Here is a 24,413-nt window from a genome sequence, read left to right on the forward strand (position 1 = left end):
TAACCGATTGAATTTAGGGCTGCATTAAATGCAGCCCTTTTTTATACATAGCGTTCATTAGCTACAAATATGACAGCTTTTTTGGCCGTCGATTAAGGCTAAAGCTGAACCAAAAGCGATTAACGTTCCCAGAAAAGGAAAACCAACAGCATCAAGGTACCAAGGAACATTCTGAACCAAGGGATCTCTTTTTTTGTTTGCTGTTCTTCGTCTTGGCATTTCTTATCTTTATTACAGCATCCCATTATCAAAACTCCTCATTGCTAACTCTCTGTTTTGCAGCCATTATAAACTCAGAACGCAAATATAGAGACCATTAACGTGTCAGAAAAACTCAAAATCAATACCAGCCACTGGGTGATCATCATTGCCCTACTTGCGGCGGCTTATGCTTGTTACCTGCTTATCGAGCCGTACGTCAACTCAATCGTGATGGCCTTTATCATTTCACTATTGATGTTCCCAATCCATGAGTGGCTTGAAAAAAAGCTCCCAAATAAAGAAAACATCGTCTCTCTGCTGTCTTGTGTGATTCTGACTTTCATTATTGTTATCCCTTTATTGGCAGTATTCGCAGCAATTGTTCAGCAAGGTTCTCTGTTCTCTCAAAATACTTACCAATGGGTAACACACGGCGGCATTCAGACTCTGTTTGCTCACCCACTAGTGGTCAAAGCTTTGTCGTTTGTGAATAACTACCTGCCTTTCGACAACATTGAGCCTCAAGCCATCGCACAGAAAGTCGGTGAGTTCGCGACCAGCTTTGGTTCAAAACTGGTTGGTATCAGTGCAAAAATCCTTGGTGATGCGACCAATTTCCTGATGGATTTCTTCTTGATGCTGTTTGTTTTGTTCTTCTTATTACGAGATCACGACAAAATCATCAGTGTGGTTCGTCATATTCTTCCGCTGTCTCGTAGCCAAGAAGACAAACTTCTAACAGAGATTGAGCAAGTATCGAAATCAGCTGTAATGGGTTCATTCTTAACCGCAATAGCACAAGGTTTTGCGGGCGGTTTAGGTATGTGGATTGCCGGTTTCCCAGGCCTATTCTGGGGCACTATGATGGGCTTTGCCTCTTTCATCCCTGTGGTGGGTACCGCATTAATCTGGATCCCAGCTGCAACTTACTTGTTCCTAACTGGTGATACCACGTGGGCGATTTTCCTAACGGTTTACTGTGTAGCGATTGTTGGTTCAATTGATAACTTGCTACGTCCGCTGCTAATGCAAGGCAGTGCCGGCATGAATACCCTAATGATCTTCTTCTCACTATTGGGCGGTATTCAACTGTTTGGCCTAATTGGTCTTATCTACGGCCCACTGATTTTTGCGATTACCATTGTCCTATTCAACATCTACGATGAAGAGTTTAAGGACTTTTTAAATCAGCAAGACAAGAGTTAAACCGCTCTTCAATCACTTACTTGCCGAACGAGTATTAAACACTTCAAGCTTTGGGCGGATTATGCGAAAATCCGCCCTCATTTTTTGCTAACGATTCAACAGAGTGTCCTATGTCAGCTTATATTGCCCCAAGCCAGATTGCTCAACGCCAACTTGCCTACTTTGAAGGCAAACATGTTTTAGTTGCAGGAGAGGCAGAAGACTTGTTCCCTGTTGAGTTAGCCAAGTATTGTGAATCTGTATCTGTATTCACCTCTAATTACAGCTACTACCGTCAGCTTGAAGGTTATAGCAGCATCCAACGCTTTTACGGTGCAGAGTTTACCGAAGAGACCAAAGCCGACTTAGTGATGCTGTACTGGCCAAAAGCCAAAGCGGAAGCAGAATTTTTGTTGGCGATGCTATTTGCCAAGCTAGGCAAAGATACCGAGATCGTCGTGGTTGGTGAGAACCGTTCAGGCGTGAAAAGCATCGAGAAGATGTTTGCTCCTTACGGCAAAGTTGTTAAATACGATTCAGCACGTCGCTGTTCTTTCTACTGGGGCCAATGCTTCGAACAGCCACAAGCTTTCAACCTGCAAGACTGGTTTAAGACCTACACAGTTAACATTGATGAACAACCTCTGACGGTAAAAAGCCTGCCTGGCGTCTTCAGTCACGGTCAGTTCGATGTCGGTAGCCAACTTCTGCTTGATACTCTTCCAAAACTGAAAGGCAAAGTACTCGACTTTGGTTGTGGTGCAGGAGTACTAGGCGCGGTAATGGCATCTCGCAACCCTGACATCGAACTAGAAATGTGCGACATCAGTGCATTTGCCGTCGCATCAAGCCAAGCGACGCTAGAAGCAAATGGTTTAACGGGTAAAGTCTTCGCTTCAGATGTCTATTCTGATACTGCAGAAGACTACCAGTTCATCATCAGTAACCCACCATTCCATTCAGGTTTGGACACTAGCTACAGCGCGACTGAAACCTTACTTGCTCAGGCTCCTAAGCATTTGAAGCGTTCTGGTGAGATGATTATTGTTGCGAACAGTTTCTTAAAATATATTCCAATTATTGAACAGGCGTTTGGAAAATGCGCGACTCTAAATAAGACCACTAAATTCGCGATCTATCACGCAAACAAATAACCTATCTAGCACAGCGCAGGGCATTATCTGCGCTGTCTACTCATGTTTTTGTCAAAACTCTATAAAAATGAGCTTTTGCACACGCTTTAAATACCACTTACTTGTCAAAGTAAAAAAACTCGTTAATTTCGTTAAATTGGAACCCGTTAATTCTATTCTCTGTACTTGTTTTCGCCCCTTTTAGCAGTACATCAAAGGAAAGTAGTACCCAATTTATGTTTAGATTCTATCGTAAGCAGAAGTTTAAGCGCCTTCAAAATACCCTAATGTTGGCATTTCTTGTCCTCAGTATTACCCCAGTGACACTTATCGCGATATTTTTCCTTCAATCGCACAGTCAGGATCTTCAGGAACAAAGCACCTCACACCTTGTTTCGGTCCGTGATACTAAGCAACAGCAAATTGTCGATTACCTGCAAGCTCAAGAATCCCAAGTCATGGGCTTTGTTCGCTCAGAATTGGCCAATGCCAGTGGCGGACGCTTTTATGGTTTGATCAACGCCTTCCAGCGTCTCGGTTTAGATATTGACGAGGCACGCAGCAATGCTCAGCAACGCTACATCCAAGGCTCCGGCGATCAAATTAAAACATCGATTCTTCCAGAATCCAGCAGCTTTATAGGCAGTGAACGTTATCGTCTGCTGCACAAGCGCTACCATAATGCTTACCTAGAGCTGCTGAAACGCTCCGATTTTGACGATATCTTATTGGTTGATATTAACGGCAATGTGGCTTATTCAGTCTTTAAAAATGACGATTACGGCACCAATTTACTGACTGGAAAATACAAAGATTCAAATCTCGGTGTTACCTTTCAACGCTTAGCAAAAGACGTCAAAGACAAACGAAAATCCAACGAAGATTACACGCCCGTTATTGTTTCCGACTTTAAATACGAAGACGGAAAACAAACCGCATGGTTAGGTGCGCCTATCGTACAACAGGGCTATCTACACAGTTATGCGATGTTTAGACTACCGATTAACGGCATTACTAAGCTGATCGCCGATTTAAATAAGCGCTCAAATATTCAAACCCTTTTGGTTGGTGACGATCACTTGCCTCGCAGCCTTGCGCACTCTCAAGAGTCTATTAATTTGAGTTTGGATGTTGTCGATAAGGCACTTGCCGGTGAAACAGCCGTTGGGACGTTTGATAACACTCAAGATCAAGCGATCATCGCGGCCTACACTCCTATTGATCTTAAATACGCAACATGGGCTTTGGTCGTGGAACTTCCAGAAAAAGAAGCCTTTGCTCGTATTCATCAGCTAGAAAAGATCTTCGTGATCGTTATGCTAACAGCGATCATTCTTGTGTTTGTCGCATCGCATTATCTGTCTAACTTTATCACTTCCCCATTACTTAAACTGACGTGGGCTGCTGAGAAAGTCTCGGCGGGAGATCTTGATGAAACCATGATCAATACAGAACGCAAAGATGAAATAGGTCGCTTGGCGGTTAGTTTCGAAAGAATGCAGCGATCGATTCGTGAAAAGATGCAGCTGATCAAGAGCCAAAATGATGAACTAGAAGACAACCTTAAGACCATTCAAAAGCAAAACGAAGAGTTGCAACTGGCCAATAAACTGAAAGATGAGTTCTTAGCCACCACCTCACATGAATTGAGAACGCCATTGCATGGCATGGTTGGTATTGCTGAAGCGCTGATATCTGGTGCGAATGGTCCTATCCCTGCCAACCAGAAATACCAACTGGATATCATCATCAATAGTGGTCAGAGATTGGCAACATTGGTTGATGATCTGCTCGATTATCACAAAATGCGTTATGGCAGCTTGGACATTAAAAAGTCAGCGGTTGACCTGTCGGCTGCCACCAGCTTGGTACTTGAGTTATCTCATCACCTGTTAGGTAACAAGCCAATTCGCATTATCAACCAAGTTCCAAGTGATTTAGGGTTAGTCTCGTCTGATCCTCAACGACTGGAACAAGTGATGTATAACTTGGTCGGTAATGCCATTAAGTACACATCCGAAGGTAAAATTGTTATCTCGGCAAGCGTTATCGACGACAACATTCGTGTACAAGTTGTCGATACGGGCCAAGGCATCCCAGCAGAATACCTGGAACATATCTTTGAACCACTGATTCAAGCAGGGCAAGACTCAAGTAACTATCGCCAAGGTGCAGGGCTTGGGTTGTCCATTAGCCGTCAGCTCATTGAACTAATGGGCGGCTCGTTGTACGTGAGTAGTCAACCAATGCTTGGGACCACATTCAGCTTCACATTACCTCTAGCCACCCAAGAAGAATTGGATAGTTACAATGAATCAGGGAGCTACTCACATTTCCAAGCGCCAGATTTAATTGATAACTCTCAGCAAGAAAACAGTGTTATCAATGAAGACCCTAATGGTCCGTTGTTAGTGATTGCTGACGATGAGCCAGTCAACCTGCGAGTATTAGACAGCTTCTTGAAATTAGAAGGTTATCGAGTACGTACTGCATGTGATGGCCCTGAAACCATTGAACTGATTGAAAAAGAGAAGCCAGATCTGCTTCTACTCGATATCATGATGCCAGGTATGAGCGGCTATCAGGTTTGTGAAGCACTGCGTAAGCAATACGATCATGCACAATTGCCAATCATCATGCTCACAGCTCTTAATCAAGCAGAAGACCGTGTTCGTGGCTTTGAAGCAGGTGCCAACGATTACTTATCCAAGCCGTTTAACAAACAGGAACTGGCCGCTCGAATCACAGCGCATCTATCAGCAAGTAAAGCCGAGCAAAGACGCCTTGAAAACGACCAACTGCAACTGGAACTCAAGCATAGAGCCATGGTTGAAGCTAACCTGTTGGAAACTCAAGGTCGACTGCTAGAACAACTAGAATCAGCCCCTGAAGCCATTATATGTATTCGTAATGACCAACGTATTCGCTTCGCCAACGAAGCGGCAGCGAAACTATTTAGACGTGGGCAAGAACAACTCAAGCGTTCAATGGCCGACGAGATAATAGCGCCTAAATATCTTAAAGTGGAACAAGCCCATTACTGTGGTGATATTGATATCTACATAGATGACACACGTCAGCGCATACCAAGTGATATTCTTAAACTACCGGAAGGCTCAGGGCTCGACACCATGTATATCTTTAATGTGGGTGGTGGTGTTAACTCAAACCGAGTTAATAATCTTGAAACCGCGGTTGAGGCGCTTTCAAGTTATGCTTTTGAAGGCGACAAAGACAAACTGCAACAATTGAAAGAGCTCGGCGGTGAGTTTACTCGCCTTGCTGATAAGGCAACTGGTGAAGGTAAAAACAAACAAGAACTGATGCGTGAAGTACTAGTCGATGTAATGACTAATGCCATCATCTACTGGGAATCGGTGACTGGGGAAACCAAGTTTGCTTTCGCCGAGAAGAGTGGCTTGTGGCGCGTCTATTTAGACCGCAGCACCCTGCAAACTCGAACGCTAGACAAATACCTACGCGTCGAAACCCTACCGAAAACGCCTCGCTGGCGAACGGTACTAAGCTCAATCGAATTCATACTTGAGCACTGTAAAGAACAAACACCAGAAAGAACTCATATTGAGATGCTAAGGGATAAGCTACAGAAGCTACTGACTAGTTAACCTTGAAGTAAGATCACAACACTGTGAATCATGGAGCCCACCTAGCGTGGGCTTTTTTGTGGGTATCATTTGCGATAAAGCACAATAACGTCTACTCAAATACACTTCTTTCACGATATTAAACAAGCAAAATGACACGTTGCTCAAGCTTAAACAATCACCAGTTCAACCGCTATTTTTAAGCTTATTCTTGGCTGCATTTCACTATTCCCCTACTCATTGTTGCAGTTTGAGAAGCGAGTCACAACAGAACGGCAGATTTAATTTTCTAGAGAAATTTAACGTAAAATTAGCAAGTGACCAAGATCTACAATTACATAAAAACCAAACAAACCTATATAATAAAGTACAATTCAAGTAAGTAAGCACTAACAACCAAGTATCACTGCAAATTCAACTGCGAGTCACATCACTCTAACAATTACGCACAAAAAACCATCAAACCACCCTATTTTGACGTTAATGACGTGGGGCTGTGTATTTTTAACGTTTTTGACGGGAAACGAGTTTGATTAATTCATCGATAAGGTGTTTTCTTACTCCTGCCAAAGGCCTACAGGCCACTCTTACCACTTCTCAGAATCAACGATGAATCTGGAGCAACGAAGACAGAGGTAGGCCTTTAACTAGAGTGTGTATCTACTAAACAATTAGCGACAGATAACATTCAATCCATTAGTGAAATGAAAGCAAATAGTAAGGAACAGCTATGCTTGCCAATATAAAAAAAACAGCACTAGCAACAGCAATTATTGCAACTGCTACAACAGGTTTTGCATCAGTAGCAACTGCTGCAGAACGCAGCGAACTGACCGTTCACCCGAAAGAGTACACTACATTCGTACGTAACTTTAACCCGTACCTTGGTGCTACTAACCTACATACTACAACTGACTTCATGTATGAGCCGCTAGTAGTATTTAACGAAATGCACGGTAACACTCCAGTGTTCCGTCTAGCTGAAAACTTCAAGATGTCAGATGATCTGATGAGCGTTGTTTTCGACATTCGTAAGGGTGTTAAATGGTCTGATGGAGAAACTTTCTCTGCTGATGATGTTGTTTTTTCTTTCAACCTTGTAAAAGAGAAGCCAGAGCTTGACCAGTCTGGTATCAACTCTTGGGTAACTTCTGTAGAAAAGCTGAACGATCACCAAGTTAAATTCAGCCTAACAGAAGCAAACTCGAACGTACCTTATGAGATTGCTAAAGTACCTGTAGTACCTAAGCACATCTGGAAAGACATTAAAGACCCATCAACTTTCACTAATGAAAATCCAGTGGGTTCTGGTCCATTTACAGAAATCGATACGTTTACAGCTCAACTTTACATTCAGTGTGAAAACCCGAACTACTGGGATGCTGACAACCTAGATGTTGACTGTCTACGTGTTCCACAAATTGCGAACAACGATCAGTTCCTAGGTAAAGTTGTAAACAGTGAGATGGATTGGACGTCTTCTTTCGTTCCAGATATCGACCGTACATACGCAGCAGCGAGCCCGAAACACCATTACTGGTACCCGCCAGCAGGTACACAAGCATTCATCGTTAACTTCAAGCACCCAGATGCTGCGAAGCATGAAGCATTGAGCAACGTTGAATTCCGTCGTGCTTTCTCTATGGCTCTTGACCGTCAAACTATCATCGATATCGCATTCTACGGCGGCGGTACTGTGAACGATTTCGCATCGGGTCTTGGTTACGCGTTTGAAGCTTGGTCTGATGAAAAAACTCATGACAAGTACAAAGGCTTCAACACTTACAACGCTGAAGGCGCGAAGAAGCTTCTTGCTGACGCAGGCTTCAAAGATGTAAACAAAGATGGTTTTGTTGACACTCCATCTGGCAAGTCTTTCGAACTAATGATTCAATCGCCAAACGGCTGGACTGACTTCAACAACACAGTTCAACTAGCGGTAGAACAGCTAAACGAAATCGGCATTAAAGCGAAAGCTCGTACGCCTGACTTCTCTGTTTACAACCAAGCAATGCTTGAAGGTACATACGACGTAGCATACACAAACTACTTCCACGGTGCGGATCCATACACGTACTGGAACAGTGCTTACAACTCATCACTACAATCTGGTGATGGTATGCCTCGTTTCGCTATGCACTTCTACAAAAACGACAAGCTAGATGGTCTTCTAAACAGCTTCTACAAAACAGCTGACAAGAACGAACAGCTAGATATTGCACATGGCATCCAGCAAATTATCGCTGCAGACCAAGTGACAATCCCTGTGATGTCTGGTGCTTACATGTACCAATACAACACAACTCGATTCACTGGTTGGTGGAACGAAGAAAATCCAAAAGGCCGCCCAAACATTTGGGCTGGTATTCCAGAGCGTCTACTTCATGTACTGGACCTAAAACCAGTTAAATAGGTAATCGTTCAATCTTTGCGGCGTAACTTCTTACGCCGCTTATAAAAATCCCCACACTATCAATTGAAAGTATGGCGCTAGTCGTCAGGGGATTTTTCGTTCCAAATTTCGCTAGGAGCGACCTGAATCCAGAAACAGGGAAACAATCTGGGTGAGTAAGGTGTGAGTTATGGGTTATTTTTTAAGACGTTTGTCATTTTATTTTGTCGCGCTATTAGTTGCAGCGACGTTAAACTTTATTATTCCAAGAGCAATGCCTGGTGACCCAGTTACCATGATGTTTGCGAACGCTTCTGTTCAAGTTACTCCTGAACGTATTGCTGCAATGAAAGAATTATTAGGCTTCGTTGATGGCGGCTTATTAGTTCAATACGTGGCGTACATGAAGAACATTCTTAGCTGGGAGCTTGGTACATCAATCCAATTCTACCCACTTTCAGTAAATACACTGCTGGGTGGTGCATTCGGTTGGTCGCTTTTCTTAGCTGGCACCGCGGTTATTCTTTCTTTCTCTATTGGTTCAATCCTAGGTATTTTCGCAGCATGGAAACGCGGCAGTAAATACGATGCATTTGTAACTCCAGGGATGCTGATTCTCCAAGCTGTTCCTCAAGTTGTTATTGCCATGATTGCGCTGTTTACCTTCGCAATCGGCTTGAAATGGTTCCCAACCGGCTACGCCTATACCGCAGGTACGATTCCGGATTGGACAAGCTGGGCATTCATTAAAGATGTCGCTTTCCACGCCTTCTTACCTTTGCTATGTGCATCTATTGTTCAAATTGGTGGCTTCCTAGTAAACATGCGTAACAACATGATCAACCTGCTAGCTGAAGACTACATCACCATGGCGAAAGGCAAAGGCTTGAGCGAAAACCGAGTAGTTTTCAACTACGCAGCTCGTAACGCGATGCTACCAAGTGTGACGGCACTTTCGATGTCACTAGGTATGGCAATCGGTGGTCAGTTGATTATCGAAATCATCTTTAACTACCCTGGTCTTGGCAGCGTACTTTTCAACGCAATTAACGCTCGTGACTACCAAGTACTGCAAGGTCAACTGCTTATCATGACGCTATTCATGCTGTTCTTTAACTTAGTTGCAGACATGCTTTACGTTGTTCTTGACCCTCGTCTTCGTAAGGGTGGTAAATAATCATGAAAGATATTCTAAAACTCATTTGGCGTAACCCGATGGCCCTAACAGGCGTCATCATCCTAAGTATTTTTATTCTTGGTGCTATTGCGGCTCCATTGATCACAAAACATGTGCCAGACAAGCGTACAGGTAATCCACACGAATACCCTGGCTTCGTGGTTAAGTCTGCACAAACTAACCCTGATGGCTGGGTTGCTCAAAACCTAGCAGACGATCGTCGTACGTTGATAATGTCTAAGAAGGCAGACCACGTACTGGGGACAACTCGTATGGGTCGTGACGTTTGGTCACAAGTGGTATACGGCGCACGCGTATCTCTTGCTGTAGGTTTTGGTGCGGGTCTTACCGTATGTTTACTCGCAACAGTGATCGGTGTTTCTGCGGGTTACTTTGGCGGACGTGTCGATGATGTTCTGACAGCCGCAATGAATATCATGTTGGTTATTCCTCAATACCCATTACTGTTCGTCGTTGCAGCCTTTATCGGTGAGGCAGGGCCACTCACCATAACCTTGGTTATCGGCTTTATGTCCTGGGCTTGGGGTGCGCGTGTTGTTCGTTCCCAAACCTTAGCACTGCGCGAAAAAGAGTTTGTAAAAGCCGCTGAAGTTCTGGGTGAATCTTCATTCCGTATTATCTTCGTAGAGATTCTTCCAAACCTTATCTCTATCGTTGGCGCGAGCTTCATCGGTTCGGTGATGTACGCAATCATGATGGAAGCAACGATTTCGTTCCTAGGTCTTGGTGACCCGAACACAATCAGCTGGGGCATCATGCTTTACAACGTTCAAACCTCTTCATCAATGCTGATTGGCGCTTGGTGGGAACTATTGGCTCCTTGTATCGCACTGACACTACTTGTAACTGGTCTTGCTCTACTTAACTTCGCTGTCGATGAAATTGCCAACCCGCAACTGCGTTCTCACAAAGGCATGAAGCGTTGGAAGAAATTAGCAGCACAAGACAAAGAAGAACGTGAACCAGAACTACCACCACAAAATGCACTTTGGAGCGGAGATAAATAATCATGTCTGAACCACTAATTTCTATCCGCAATTTATGCGTGGATTACATCACAGAGTCTGGCGATGTTCGTGCGTGTAACAACGTAAGTTTCGACATTGCTCCAGGTGAAGTATTCGGCCTAGCTGGTGAGTCTGGCTGTGGTAAATCAACCGTTGCTTTCTCTCTTATGCGTCTGCATAAGCCGCCCGCTTACATCAGTGGTGGTGAGGTTATCTTCAATGGTGAGAACATCCTTGAATACAGTGATGACCGTATGCAAGCGTTCCGTTGGAGCGAGATGTCGATGGTATTCCAGAGTGCGATGAACGCACTCAACCCAGTATTACCAATGGAAGAGCAGTTCTGTGACGTAATTATGCGTCACACCAACATGACTCGTGAGCAAGCTAAGCAACGCGCTGAAGGTTTACTTGAAATCGTAGATATTCACCCAAGCCGATTGAGTGACTACCCTCACCAATTCTCTGGCGGCATGCGTCAGCGCTTGGTTATTGCTATCGCGTTAGCATTGAATCCAAAGCTGATCATTATGGATGAGCCAACGACCGCGCTTGATGTGGTTGTTCAGCGCGAAATCCTACAAAAGATCTATGCACTGAAAGAAGAATTTGGCTTCTCGATTCTGTTCATCACCCATGACTTGTCATTGATGGTCGAGTTCTCTGACCGCATCGGCATCATGTATTCAGGTGAACTTATCGAGGTTGCTAATGCTCAAGATATTCTAGAAAACCCTTACCACCCTTATACCAAAGGGCTGGGAAGTTCTTTCCCTCCACTAACAGGGCCAAAGACAAAACTAGCGGGCATTCCGGGCAACCCTCTGAACTTGTTAGAGATTCCTGAAGGGTGTCGTTTCCAAGCTCGTTGTGACCGTGTACATGAAACGTGTACCAAGGTACCAACCAAGCTGCGTTCTATCGACCCGGGGCATTTGTCTAACTGCCACCTGTACGGTGACCCAATAGTACAAAGGAAGCTATAGCTTGCACGCTGATTCAGCGTGAATAACGAATAAGGCGGCTCGACCGCCGAAATGCAAGCAAAGCGAATAAGGATTCTGGAGACAATTATGAGCAAAGATTTCGGTCAATTATTGGTAGAAGGCAAGAATGTCGTAAAAGACTTCCCAATAAGCAGTACCACAATTCAAACCCCAATGATGCGTGCGATTAACGACGTGTCATTCAAGATGTACAAAAGCCGCGGCCTAGCTGTCGTTGGTGAGTCTGGTTCAGGTAAATCAACAACAGCAAAAATGATCGCAAAAATGTACGCGCCTTCGGGCGGTACGATCGAATACAAAGGCCGTGATATCCAAGAGATCTCAAGCAGAAAAGATCTTATGCATTACCGTGAAGGCGTGCAAATGGTATGGCAAGACCCGTTTGGTTCCCTAAACCCAACACATAACATCTTCCACCATATTGCTCGACCATTGTTGATCCACAAAAAAGTATCTCCAGGTAACAAGAAAGAGTTACAGGAGCGTGTGTACGATCTTCTAGAGCAAGTTGGCTTAGTACCACCACAAGCAACGGCAGAGAAGTACCCTCACCAACTCTCTGGTGGTCAGCGTCAACGTGTCAACCTAGCTCGTAATATCGCAGTAGGTGCAGAAGTTGTATTAGCCGATGAACCTACGTCAATGCTTGATGTATCGATTCGTGCTGGTGTTTTAAACCTAATGGAAGAGATGAAATTTGAGAAGCAAATGTCTCTTCTTTACATCACTCACGATATCGCAACCGCTCGTTACATCGCTGAAGATCTTTCAGTGATGTACGTAGGACACATGGTGGAATGGGGCGATACCGATGACGTTATTGCTAACCCTCAACACCCTTACACTCAGCTATTGGTTTCGGCAGTTCCAGATCCTAAGAAATCGATCCACGAGAAACTGGCAGGTAACAAAGGGGAAATCCCTCTTTGGACACCAGTCTCAGCGGGTTGCCCATTTGCAGGTCGTTGTACTCATGCCATGGATAAGTGTAAAGAGCAGTTACCAGGCGTGACTCAATTAGCCGATAACCACTTTGTTCGTTGTTACCTACACGAAAGCTAAACATTAAGACTGAGTTAGGGTCTGCGGGCCCTAACTATTTATATCCAAACCAATTCAGGTACCTAGCCAAAAGAAACTAGGACCTTTGGAGAACATTGATGCTGTTATTGACCAACCATATTGGCTACGAATCTTCGGCTCCCAAGCAGGCGATCTTACAAACTAAAAAGGCTCGTTTATCGAGTACGACTGCACTTTTGGTGTGTGCCGACAACCACATTACTGTGGGCAACTTTGATGTTGTAAAACAAGGCCGCGTAGCAAACTGGCATCAAGGACAATTCTTCACAATCGATTTCAGTTCATTTACCGAATCCGGTCGCTACTACCTGCGCTTTGATAACCTACGCTCAGAAGTGTTTGAGATTGGCAGCAACCTACTAATGAACCACACCTTTTCTGATGTGCTTCATTACTTCAAGTCTCAACGTTGTGGCGGCACTTTTGACAAGAAAGATCGACAAGCACAAATTCTCGGCACCGACAGATACGTCGATGTCCACGGTGGTTGGTACGATGCATCAGGTGATGTAAGCAAGTACTTTAGCCACCTGTCTTATGGCAACTACCTCAACCCACAACAGATTCCTATGGTTGTTTGGAACATGCTTAAAAGCGTGCGCTTAACTAGCGACAATTCAGACTTCCCTAAATTCTCCATGACTCGCCTAACAGAAGAAGCGCTATTCGGTGCTGATTTCTTGGTTCGTATGCAAGACGCGGCTGGATACTTCTATATGACAGTATTCGACAAGTGGAGTAAAGACATCAACCAACGCGACATCTGCGCGTACGCCACTCAAGAAGGCCATAAGTCAACAGACTTACAAGCAGGCTATCGACAAGGTGCAGGTGTTGCTATTGCTGCATTAGCCGCAGCTTCCGAGCTTGAGGTTTCAGGTAGCTACTCTAGCCAAACCTATCTTGATACCGCAACCAAAGGTTACTGGCATCTCAAAGAATACAACCTGCAATACCTAAACGATGGTGAAGAGAACATCATCGATGAGTATTGCGCCCTACTCGCAGCCAATGAGCTGTACCGAGTAACACAAGACGGACAATATCTTTCAGAAGCAAGAACTTGGGCGAATCGTTTAATCTCTCGCCAACAGTCAGATGACTCATTTGAGCACTTCTGGTCAGCTAACTCTGATGGCTCTCGTCCCTATTTCCATGCAGCTGAAGCTGGCCTTCCAGTGATTGCGCTATGCGAATACATAGATAATGAAACCGATACAGAGCTGAAAGAACGAGCTCGCACGGTTGTTGAACAAGCCTGTCAATTCGAAATCAATATTACCGACAAAGTCATCAATCCATTTGGCTACCCAAGACAATACGTTAAGTCTGTCGATGGTGATAAGCGTGATGCCTTCTTTGTCGCTCAACAGAACGAAACAGGCTACTGGTGGCAAGGTGAAAACGCTCGTCTTGGCTCAATTGCGACCATGGCATACTTAGTTCAACCACACATTAAAGATGCCGATCTTCAAAAGCGCTTAATCCAGCTTTCACAAAACAGCCTTGATTGGATTTTAGGATTGAATCCTTACCATATGTGTATGCTCGATGGTCATGGCCATAACAACCTAGATTACCTACCTCAGCTTGGTTTCTTTAATGCGAAAGGTGGGGTCTGCAACGGCATCACGGCGGGCTTTGACGATGAACAAGACATCGCATTCAATCCACCGGCTCAAATAGATGACATGCTACAAAACTGGCGTTGGGGTGAACAATGGATCCCTCATGGGGCGTGGTATTTGCTAGCAACGGCTGCGCAGTTCAACTTCCTAGCGCAAAGTAAGGAGCAATAATCATGACTCTTTACTACATAGGTATTGATGGTGGAGGCACTTCTTGCCGAGCTCGAATCAGAGATGACCAAGGCAACCTGATTGGTGAAGCTAAGAGCGGTAGTGCCAACATCCTTTTGGGTGTTGATGTGGCGATGAACTCTATTATTGATGCGATTACTCAAGCGGCTCAGCAAGGGCAACTAGACTCAAATCATTTTTTAAATATGCATGTCGGCCTTGCACTGGCTGGCGCTGAGCAAAAATCGGCATGGTTCGACTTCATGGTTCAATCACACCCTTTCGCAAGTATGACGCTCAACACTGACGCTTACGGTGCTTGTATTGGTGCCCACAATGGCCAAAACGGCGCGATCATGATTGGTGGAACTGGCTCATGCGGCATCTACCTACAAGATGGTGAGCAGCACGTCGTTGGTGGTCGTGAATTCCCAATTTCAGACCAAGGCGGCGGTGCAGTGATGGGCCTTCGCTTGATTCAACAAGTCCTGTTAGCAGAAGACGGTATTCGCAGCAAAACCCCACTGACTCAGCATGTTATGAATCACTTTAATAATGATGTGGATGCGATTGTGGCGTGGTCGAAAGGCGCGATTCCAAAGGATTACGGTCAATTCTCACCTGTCATTTTTCAACTCGCTAACGAAGGCGATGAGCTGGCTATCGAGATGCTCAAGCAAACCGCAGCTGATATCGAAATGTTTGTACTAGCACTGCATAGCAAAGGTGCGGACAAGGTATGCCTGATGGGCAGTATCGCTGAGCGCATTCTCAACTGGCTATCACCACCAGTACAACAATGGATCGTTGAACCTCAATTTGACGCTATTGAAGGCGCATTGATGTTTGCCGGAAAACCACAACACAACTTGTATCAACAGGCTTAGCAGGGAAGTTATATGAATTATCGCATCGACTTAGCTGTTCTTTCTGAACAAAAAAATAACTGCCGATTTGGCCTTACGGTACATAACTTAAGTGACCTCGACGTAAAAGATTGGTCTCTGCACTTTGCGTTTGATCGATTCATCCTTCCAGAGAGTTTATCGCAAGGCGAACTGACTCAAGTTGGCAGTTTTTGTTCGTTCAAACCAAGTTCGTCAGTGTTAAAAGCGAACAACCATTACTACCTTGAATTCAGCATTCAAAGCGCCCCATTCCGTTTTTATTCTGACGGTCTAAACGATGCCTTTATCCAAACGCATCACAAAGGCGAAACGTCAGTGTTACCTGTCGCGATATCACCGATAGTTCTAGCTTCACCATACCGTGAACGCAATCAGATACCTAAAGTGAATGCTGCTGAGGTTGCATTGATTCCTCAACCGAACCAGATCGAAATTAAGCAAGGTAGCTTCGCACTAAACAGCGAATGTAAGATTGAGGTTCAATCTCACCTTGCAGATAAAGCCGTCTCTTGGCTGCAACAAGAATTACTTTCTACCTTTGAACTGTCGATTTCGAATCAGCTTTCAACTGAATTTTCAAAAGACGAAAGCGGCGATATTCTATTTCGCAGCAACCCGACGTTAGACGAAGCCGAGTACAAGCTCACCGTCACAGCACAGCAGATCATGGTTGAATCAGGCAGCCAGTCTGGCTTCACACACGCCGTGGCAAGCTTGATTCAGTTGGTACAACAACTGGATGCCGAGAACTTCTCTATTCCATGTTGCAAAATCGCCGATCAACCTCGTTTCAAATACCGAGGCATGATGTTGGACTGCGCTCGTCACTTCCACTCTGTAGAGCAAGTTAAGCGTTTAATCAATCAACTGGCACACTACAAATTCAACGTATTTCATTGGCACCTAACTGACGATGAAGGTTGGAGAATTGAGATTAAGAGCCTGCCTCAGCTGACGGATATCGGCGCTTGGCGTGGCCCTGACCATGCATTAGAACCGCAATACACACACCTTGCTGACAACTATGGCGGCTTCTACACGCAACAACAAATTCGTGAAGTCATTGAATACGCAGGGCAGCGCAGTATCACGGTTATTCCTGAAATCGATATCCCAGGACACTGCCGCGCCGCAATAAAGTCACTGCCTAACATGCTAGTAGAGCAAGCAGACACCACACAATATAAGAGTATTCAGCACTACAACGACAACGTGCTAAATCCAGGTTTACCAGGTACTTACCAATTCTTAGATGCGGTTATTGAAGAAGTCGCAGAACTATTCCCTAGCGAATTGATTCACATGGGCGCAGACGAAGTACCACCGGGCGTGTGGACTAACAGCCCTGCCGCTCAAGCGCTGATGAAAGAGCACCAATACCAAGACAGCAAAGACTTGCAAGGTCACCTATTCCGCTATGCCGAAAATAAGCTTAAACAACTCGGAAAACGCATGGTGGGCTGGGAAGAAGCACAGCACGGCGACAAGGTGAGTAAAGAGACCATCATCTACTCGTGGCTCAGCGAAGAAGCCGCTGTGAACTGTGCTCGCCAAGGCTTTGATGTGGTACTGCAACCGGCACAGTTTACCTATCTCGACATGACCCAAGATTATGCACCGGAAGAACCGGGCGTCGATTGGGCTGCCGTTATCCCATTAGAACAAGCTTATACCTACGAAGCGCTTGCTGAGATATCCGACACCGACCCAATTCGTAAGCGGATCCGCGGAATTCAGTGTGCTTTATGGTGTGAGATCGTCACCAACCAAAAGCGTATGGATTACATGGTATTTCCAAGAATTAGCGCTTTAGCTGAAGGATGTTGGACACATAAAAACAACCGAAACTGGCTAGATTACCTGTCTCGCCTAAAGGGTCACTTGCCGCTACTCGACAGGCTCAATGTCGATTATCGCAACCCTTGGAAAGCTGAATAAGACAAAACCACAGCACACTTCCATCAAGTGATTGCTGACTCAAATTAAGGTGCTCAGTCTAATAAAACTCAGCATCACTATTTAAAAATTAGCTGCATAGATGCAGTTTGTTAAAAAGGAAATGACAATGAAATACGGCTATTTCGATAACGACAATCGCGAATACGTCATCACTCGCCCTGATGTACCAGCACCTTGGACCAACTACCTAGGTACTGAAAAGTTTTGTACCGTGATTTCGCACAATGCGGGCGGTTACTCGTTCTACAATTCTCCGGAATACAACCGTGTTACTAAATTCCGTCCAAACGGCACCTTTGACCGTCCTGGACACTATGTTTACCTGCGTGATGATGAGACCGGTGATTACTGGTCTATCTCTTGGCAGCCTGTGGCAAAAAGCCTAGATGAGGCGAATTACGAAGTTCGTCACGGCCTGTCTTACTCAAAGTTCAAATGTGAATACAGCGGTATTACCGCGACCAAAACACTATTCGTACCTAAAGGCGAAGATGCAGAAGTTTGGGACGTTGTACTAAAGAACAACACTGATAAGCCACGTACTATCAGCACATTCTCATTTGTTGAGTTCTCATTCAGCCACATCCAATCGGATAACCAGAACCACCAGATGTCTTTGTACTCTGCGGGCACGTCTTACCAAGAAGGTGTTCTTGAATACGACCTGTACTACAACACCAACGACTTTGAAGGCTTCTACTACCTAGCATCAACCTTCTCTCCAGACAGCTACGATGGTCAGCGTGACAACTTCCTTGGCATGTACCGTGATGAAGCGAACCCAATTGCGGTTGAGAACGGTAAATGTTCTAACAGCGCTCAAACCTGTTACAACCACTGTGGTTCTCTGCACAAGCAATTTACCATTCAGCCAGGTGAAGAAGTTCGCTTTGCTTATGTACTAGGTATCGGTAAAGGCAACGGTGAACGCCTACGTGAGAAGTACCAAGACACAGCCAACGTAGATGCGGCTTTCAAAGGTATCAAAGATCACTGGGACGAGCGTTGCAACAAATTCCAAGTTAAGTCTCCAAACGAAGGCTTAGACACCATGATCAACACATGGACGCTATACCAAGCGGAAACCTGTGTTGTTTGGTCTCGCTTTGCATCCTTCATTGAAGTGGGTGGTCGTACTGGCCTTGGTTACCGTGATACAGCGCAAGATGCCATCTCAGTGCCTCATGCCAACCCACAAATGACCAAGAAACGTATTATCGACCTGCTTCGTGGCCAAGTGAAAGCGGGCTACGGTCTACACTTGTTCGATCCAGACTGGTTCGATCCAGAAAAAGCAGACGTTGAGCCATCTAAATCACCAACGGTTGTTCCAACGCCGTCAGATGACGACAAGATCCACGGCATTGACGATACCTGTTCTGATGATCACTTATGGATCGTACCAACCATCATCAAATACGTGATGGAAACCGGTGAACACGATTTCTTTGACGAAGTGATTCCATATGCAGATGGTGGCGAAGCAACGGTTTACGAACACATGAAAGCCGCACTTAACTTCTCTGCAGAATACGTAGGTCAAACCGGTATCTGTAAAGGTCTACGTGCTGACTGGAATGACTGTTTGAACCTAGGTGGCGGTGAATCGTCAATGGTTTCATTCCTACACTTCTGGGCTCTGCAAGAATTCTTAGACTTAGCTAAGTTCCGCAATAACGACGCTGACGTTGCGAAATACACTGAAATGGCTGCGAATGTTCGCGAAGCGTGTGAAACACACCTTTGGGATGATGAAGGCGGCTGGTACATCCGTGGTCTAACAAAGAATGGCGACAAGATCGGTACCGCTCAACAAACTGAAGGTCGAGTTCACCTTGAATCAAACACGCTAGCGGTTCTATCTGGCGCGGTATCTCAAGAACGTGGCGAGAAAGCGATGGACGCAGTTGACGAGAACTTATTCTCTGAATACGGCTTACACCTAAACTCTCCATCGTTCGCAACACCAAACGACGATATCGGCTTTGTGACTCGCGTTTACCAAGGCGTTAAAGAGAACGGCGCTATCTTCTCTCACCCGAACCCATGGGCTTGGGTAGCCGAAGCGAAGCTAGGTCGTGGTGACCGTGCGATGAAATTCTACGACGCACTCAACCCATACAACCAAAACGACATGATTGAAACACGTTACGCAGAACCATACTCGTACGTGCAGTTCATCATGGGTAAAGACCATCAAGACCACGGCCGTGCAAACCACCCCTGGTTAACCGGTACTTCTGGTTGGGCTTACTTTGCGGTAACCAACTTCATTCTTGGTGTTCGCACAGGCTTTGAAGGTTTAACCGTCGATCCTTGCATTCCGACTGACTGGCCAGAGTTTGAGGTTACTCGTCAATGGCGCGGTGCGACTTACAACATCACAGTGCAAAACCCGAATGCAGTAAGCAAGGGCGTTGCCTCTATCACTATCAATGGTGAATCAGTTGAAGGCGCAATCCCAGTACAAGCAGAGGGCAGCGTGAACGATGTTGTCGTTGTTCTAGGCTAGTCACTCAATTTGATGAACAGCTCTTGTCTCAAGTTTTTACGAGCTTGAGACAATGAGACTAAAAGGATTTTCTAATGATTAAATTTGGTACAGGTGGCTGGCGCGCTTTCATTGGTGAAGAGTTCACCAGAGACAATGTTCGCTTGGTGGCACAAGCGCTCGCTAACATCATCAATAATGAAAATGCCGCAAAGAACGGGTTTGTGATCGGCTATGACCGCCGCTTCCTTTCAGATAAAGCAGCATGTTGGTTTGCAGAAGTACTTGCGGCGAACAACATCAAAGTAAGCTTCATCGATAAGTTTGTTCCAACACCTATCGTGATGTTCCAAGCAAAAGAGATGGGATGCACCTACTCAGCGTGTATCACCGCTTCTCACAACCCAGCAGACTACAATGGCATTAAGGTGTTCATTGAAGGTGGCCGCGATGCCGATGAGATCATCACAGAGAAGATCGAACAGCAAATCGCAACACTGACCAACGAAGACGTTATCCGAGTCGATTTCGAACAAGCGTTGAATGACAAAGAAATCGAGATCATCAACCCGATGAACGACTTTGTTGATTCGATCATCAACTTCATCGATATCGAGTCGATCAAAAAAGCCAACCTACGCGTGCTTATCGACCCAATGTTTGGCGTAGCGAAAAATGCTTTACAGACTGTCCTGATCAACGGTCGATGTGATGTCGACGTCATCAACGATGGCAAAAACCCAGATTTTGGTGGCTTGATGCCATCGCCAAATGCCGCAACGCTCTATCGCTTGAAGCACTTAGTTGCAGCAGAAGGCTATGACATTGGTATTGGTACTGATGGCGATGCCGATCGTCTGGGTATTATTGATGAGAAAGGTCACTTCATTCACCCTAACGAAGTACTACTCCTGCTTTACTATTACTTGCTGGAATACAAAGGCTGGAAGGGCTCTGTCGTTCGTAACATCGCAACCACACATCTACTGGATAAAGTGGCGGCAGATCATGGTGAGAAGAGCTTTGAGGTTCCTGTAGGCTTTAAGCACATCAGCTCGCAAATGGAGGCCGATGACTCTCTGATTGGTGGAGAAAGTTCGGGTGGTTTAACCATTCGTGGTCACATCAAAGGTAAGGATGGCGTATTTGCTTCAAGCTTACTCGTTGAGATGATCAGTGTGACAGGCAAGAAGCTGTCTGAACTGCTTGATGAGATTTACTCTAAATATGGCTATGCCTATACCGCAGAAGGCGATTGTAAGTTTAAACCTTCAGAGAAAGAAGCGCTCTACACTAAGATCTACGTCGAGAAGCAACTACCTGAATTTGAATATGAAATTGAAAAAGTCAGCTATGAAGATGGTGCCAAGGTGTACTTCAAGAATGGCGGTTGGGTAATTGCTCGTTTCTCAGGAACAGAGCCGTTACTACGAATCTTCGCAGAAATGGAAGATAAAGACACTGCAGAACATGTTCTTCAAAAAGTGAAAGACTTCCTATCTCTATAGGCTTATAGAGCGCAGCAGTCTTGTATGGGACTTAGCAAATCACTGCCTTGTTAGCCCTATAGATGAAGAACTTTTGCCCAGTACTTTAGATTAAAGTGCTGGGCTTTTTTATGATTCATCGAGAATTAACGGTACTATGAGTTGTACCTAGTTAGAAAGCTAATACGCCTTTGGTATCGACTTTTACGTTGACCGGCATACCCACTTCAAGTGCTTCTGACGAGGTTGCTAACAACTTCTGACCATGCGCTTCGATTACATAACGACAGTGATCGCCCATAAATTGCTGTTCTAGCACTGAAATGGCACTATCTTGCTCGTAACTTGCTTGGATATGCTGGGGTCTTAACAGAAGTTCACACGTATTACCGAATTCAATCTCCGTTTGTGGTTTGGCTTCAACCATACCCAAACTGGTTTCAAATTCATGCTCTGAAATACGCTGTGCATTAAGGTAGCTACCGCCGCCCAAAAAGTCTGCAACGAACTTACTCGAAGGATGGAAATACAACTCAGAGGCCGAACCATACTGCTCAATCACACCGTGGTTCATTACTGCCATCTTATCTGCAAATGCGAACGCTTCTTCACGACTGTGAGTAACGAAGATAGCTGTAACACCCTGCTTCTTAAAGATCTTACGAATCTGAGAAATCAGCTCATGACGAACCTGAGTATCGATGTTTGAGAATGGTTCATCTAACAGCAATAAGTCTGGCTTGTACGCTAAAGAACGAGCAATTGCGACACGTTGTTGTTGACCACCTGAAAGTTGGTGCGGGTAGCGGTCACCAAACTCACCCAAGTGAACCAGCTCCAGCATCTCTTGAACCTTGTCTTTCTTTTGCTGCTCAGCAAGGTCTTTCAAGCCAAAGCCAACATTCTGGTTTACCGTCAGGTGCGGAAACAGGGCGTAATCTTGGAAAATCATACCAATGTTACGCTGCTCTGGTGGCAACCAATTCTTGCCATCATCAATGGTTTGACAGTTTAAACTCATCACACCGCTACTCAATGGAAGTAAGCCGGCAATCGCCTTAAGTAAGGTCGTTTTACCGCAACCACTAGCACCAAGAAGACAAACAATTTCACCATGCTCAACTTCTAACGAGAGCGCTTCCAAAATGGTTTGCGACTCATACTTACAAGTCAGATCTTTAATTGATAATGCACAACTCATTAGTTTTTCTGCTCCAAGGAACGGTTTACGATGATCAGAGGAATTAAACCCACCAACACTAATAATACAGCAGGCATCGCCGCCAATTCTAGGTGCTCATCTGAGGCATAGTTATAAACATAAGTCGCCAATGTTTCGAAGTTAAAAGGACGCAGCAGCAATGCCGCATTTAACTCTTTCATTGATTCGATAAACACCAGTAAGCCAGCGATCAATGCGCCACGTTTAATCAAAGGTAAATGAACACGGCGTAACATCTGGTTGGTATTGCAACCCATGGTTTTGGAAGCCATATCCAATGAAGGGGAGACTTTACTCAAGCTACTTTCAATACTGCCAATTGCCACTGCCGAGAAGCGCACGACCATGGCAAAGATTAGCGCGAACATGGAACCAGAGAAGATCAAACCAGGTCGTCCCCACTCCATCACTTTCGCAATGTCATTGACTAAGTGATCCATGAACAAAACAGGTACCATCACACCAATCGCTAACACGGTGCCTGGAACGGCATAGCCCATAGAAGCGAGGCGCATATAAGCCTGATTTTTCTTGCTCGGGCTAACGCGTTGATTGAAGTTAACAATCATCGCGATAATCACGCCAATAATCGCAGCAACCACCGACACATAAAGGCTGTTAACGGCATACTCTCTGAATTCAGGGGTCCAGCTTTGAGCAAAATATTTGTAGGCATAAATAATGAGCTGACCAAGAGGGAACAAGAACGCAACGCAAACTAATCCCCAGCACCAAAATAGTGCCAGCCATTTTTTCCAACCAGAGAGGTTGTAACGAAAATCTTCACGGCTGCTAAATTGATTCTGGAATAGCTTCTGCTTACGGCGACTGTATCGCTCTGAGCTCAATAATAGGATCACGATAACCAGCATAATTGCCGATATTTTCGCTGCTGCCGTTAAGCTTGAGTAGCCTAGCCAAGTATCATAAACCGCAGTCGTTAAAGTATTTACCGCAAAGTAACTCACGGTTCCAAAGTCACCGATGGTTTCCATAGCAACAAGCGATAAACCGACCGCCATTGATGGACGAACAAGTGGTAAAGAGATACGACGGAAGCTTTCCCAAGGTGAGCATTTTAGCAAACGAGCGGATTGCAATAAGGAGACGTTTTGCTCCATAAATGCCGCGCGGCACAGCAAATAAACATAAGGATAGAGAACGAGAGACAAAACTATAATAGCGCCGGATAAGGTTCTAATATCCGGGAACCAATACTCTCCGGGCCCCCACCCAGTAAGGTCTCGCAGTAGCACTTGAACAGGACCAGCAAAGTCGAACCAATCAGTAAAGATATACCCAACAATATAACCTGGCATTGCTAATGGCAGGACGAGTGCCCACTGCAAAATGCGCTCTCCAGGGACACGACACATTGCCATAACCCAAGCTGACGGAATACCAAAAACTAAAGACAGGGACATGGTTCCTATGACTAAAACCACCGTATTGTAGGTATAGGCAGGCATCACTGTGGACATCAGATGAGAAAATAGCTCATCTGTTTCTCCAACAGCCGTCATAAAAATCGCTAAGATCGGTAAAACCAGTAATACAGCAATAATGCCACTACTGGTGTTCCATAAATAATTCTTTTCTTTCATCGCCTAACTACAACGAGGCTTAATGAAACACAAATGCACTTGCAAATACATCTCATATCCTTTTAATGGTGGGGTTATTTATACCCATATACTCTAATGACTTCAAGGTGAGATACTAATAACTCAAGGGAT

At 45.0% G+C, this 24,413-nt stretch carries 15 protein-coding genes; 13 read left to right on the forward strand and 2 right to left on the reverse strand.

The window, feature by feature from the left end:
* Positions 1-321 precede the first annotated feature (321 nt).
* The 13 genes from ITG09_13230 (at position 322) to ITG09_13290 (ending at position 21,476) form a co-directional block, all read left to right on the forward strand.
* On the forward strand, positions 322-1,407 hold the full coding sequence (locus tag ITG09_13230; protein UPR51650.1) for an AI-2E family transporter: 1,086 nt from the start codon (positions 322-324) through the stop codon (positions 1,405-1,407).
* Positions 1,408-1,517: 110 nt separating this feature from the next.
* Positions 1,518-2,540 carry a 16S rRNA (guanine(1207)-N(2))-methyltransferase RsmC gene (rsmC, locus tag ITG09_13235; GenBank protein UPR51651.1) on the forward strand — a complete coding sequence of 341 codons (1,023 nt, stop codon included), beginning with the start codon at positions 1,518-1,520 and terminating at the stop codon, positions 2,538-2,540.
* A gap of 215 nt (positions 2,541-2,755) precedes the next feature.
* On the forward strand, positions 2,756-6,145 hold the full coding sequence (locus ITG09_13240) for a response regulator (protein UPR51652.1): 3,390 nt from the start codon (positions 2,756-2,758) through the stop codon (positions 6,143-6,145).
* A gap of 709 nt (positions 6,146-6,854) precedes the next feature.
* Complete coding sequence (locus ITG09_13245; GenBank protein UPR51653.1) at positions 6,855-8,537, forward strand: ABC transporter substrate-binding protein; 1,683 nt, start codon at positions 6,855-6,857, stop codon at positions 8,535-8,537.
* Positions 8,538-8,706: 169 nt separating this feature from the next.
* On the forward strand, positions 8,707-9,693 hold the full coding sequence (locus ITG09_13250; protein UPR51654.1) for an ABC transporter permease: 987 nt from the start codon (positions 8,707-8,709) through the stop codon (positions 9,691-9,693).
* A 2-nt stretch (positions 9,694-9,695) separates the two neighbouring features.
* Positions 9,696-10,721, forward strand: a complete 1,026-nt coding sequence (locus tag ITG09_13255) for an ABC transporter permease (GenBank protein UPR51655.1) — start codon at positions 9,696-9,698, stop codon at positions 10,719-10,721.
* 2 nt (positions 10,722-10,723) lie between these two features.
* Complete coding sequence (locus tag ITG09_13260) at positions 10,724-11,707, forward strand: ABC transporter ATP-binding protein (protein UPR51656.1); 984 nt, start codon at positions 10,724-10,726, stop codon at positions 11,705-11,707.
* An 87-nt stretch (positions 11,708-11,794) separates the two neighbouring features.
* Positions 11,795-12,790 carry an ABC transporter ATP-binding protein gene (locus tag ITG09_13265; GenBank protein ID UPR51657.1) on the forward strand — a complete coding sequence of 332 codons (996 nt, stop codon included), beginning with the start codon at positions 11,795-11,797 and terminating at the stop codon, positions 12,788-12,790.
* A 98-nt stretch (positions 12,791-12,888) separates the two neighbouring features.
* Complete coding sequence (locus tag ITG09_13270) at positions 12,889-14,610, forward strand: glycoside hydrolase family 9 protein (protein UPR51658.1); 1,722 nt, start codon at positions 12,889-12,891, stop codon at positions 14,608-14,610.
* A gap of 2 nt (positions 14,611-14,612) precedes the next feature.
* Positions 14,613-15,497 (forward strand): N-acetylglucosamine kinase, encoded by an 885-nt coding sequence (locus ITG09_13275; GenBank protein ID UPR51659.1) that lies wholly within the window; start codon positions 14,613-14,615, stop codon positions 15,495-15,497.
* A 12-nt stretch (positions 15,498-15,509) separates the two neighbouring features.
* Positions 15,510-17,456 (forward strand): beta-N-acetylhexosaminidase, encoded by a 1,947-nt coding sequence (locus ITG09_13280; GenBank protein UPR51660.1) that lies wholly within the window; start codon positions 15,510-15,512, stop codon positions 17,454-17,456.
* 127 nt (positions 17,457-17,583) lie between these two features.
* Entirely contained in the window at positions 17,584-19,989 is a 2,406-nt protein-coding gene (locus tag ITG09_13285) for a N,N'-diacetylchitobiose phosphorylase (GenBank protein ID UPR51661.1), read from the forward strand.
* Between the two features lie 74 nt (positions 19,990-20,063).
* On the forward strand, positions 20,064-21,476 hold the full coding sequence (locus ITG09_13290) for a phosphoglucomutase/phosphomannomutase family protein (protein UPR51662.1): 1,413 nt from the start codon (positions 20,064-20,066) through the stop codon (positions 21,474-21,476).
* Between the two features lie 151 nt (positions 21,477-21,627).
* On the opposite strand, the gene ITG09_13295 is transcribed toward ITG09_13290, so the two are convergent.
* Together ITG09_13295 and ITG09_13300 are read right to left on the reverse strand one after the other, a co-directional pair.
* Positions 21,628-22,656: an ABC transporter ATP-binding protein gene (locus tag ITG09_13295; GenBank protein UPR51663.1), complete on the reverse strand. Its 1,029-nt coding sequence runs from the start codon at positions 22,654-22,656 to the stop codon at positions 21,628-21,630.
* The gene (locus ITG09_13300; GenBank protein UPR51664.1) at positions 22,656-24,281 is read right to left on the reverse strand and encodes an iron ABC transporter permease; all 1,626 of its coding nucleotides are present in this window, start codon (positions 24,279-24,281) and stop codon (positions 22,656-22,658) included. The genes ITG09_13295 and ITG09_13300 overlap by 1 nt, the downstream gene beginning before the upstream one ends.
* Positions 24,282-24,413: the final 132 nt, after the last annotated feature.

The organism is Vibrio cyclitrophicus, from assembly GCA_023206055.1.
Taxonomy (GTDB): Bacteria; Pseudomonadota; Gammaproteobacteria; order Enterobacterales; family Vibrionaceae; genus Vibrio; species Vibrio cyclitrophicus_A.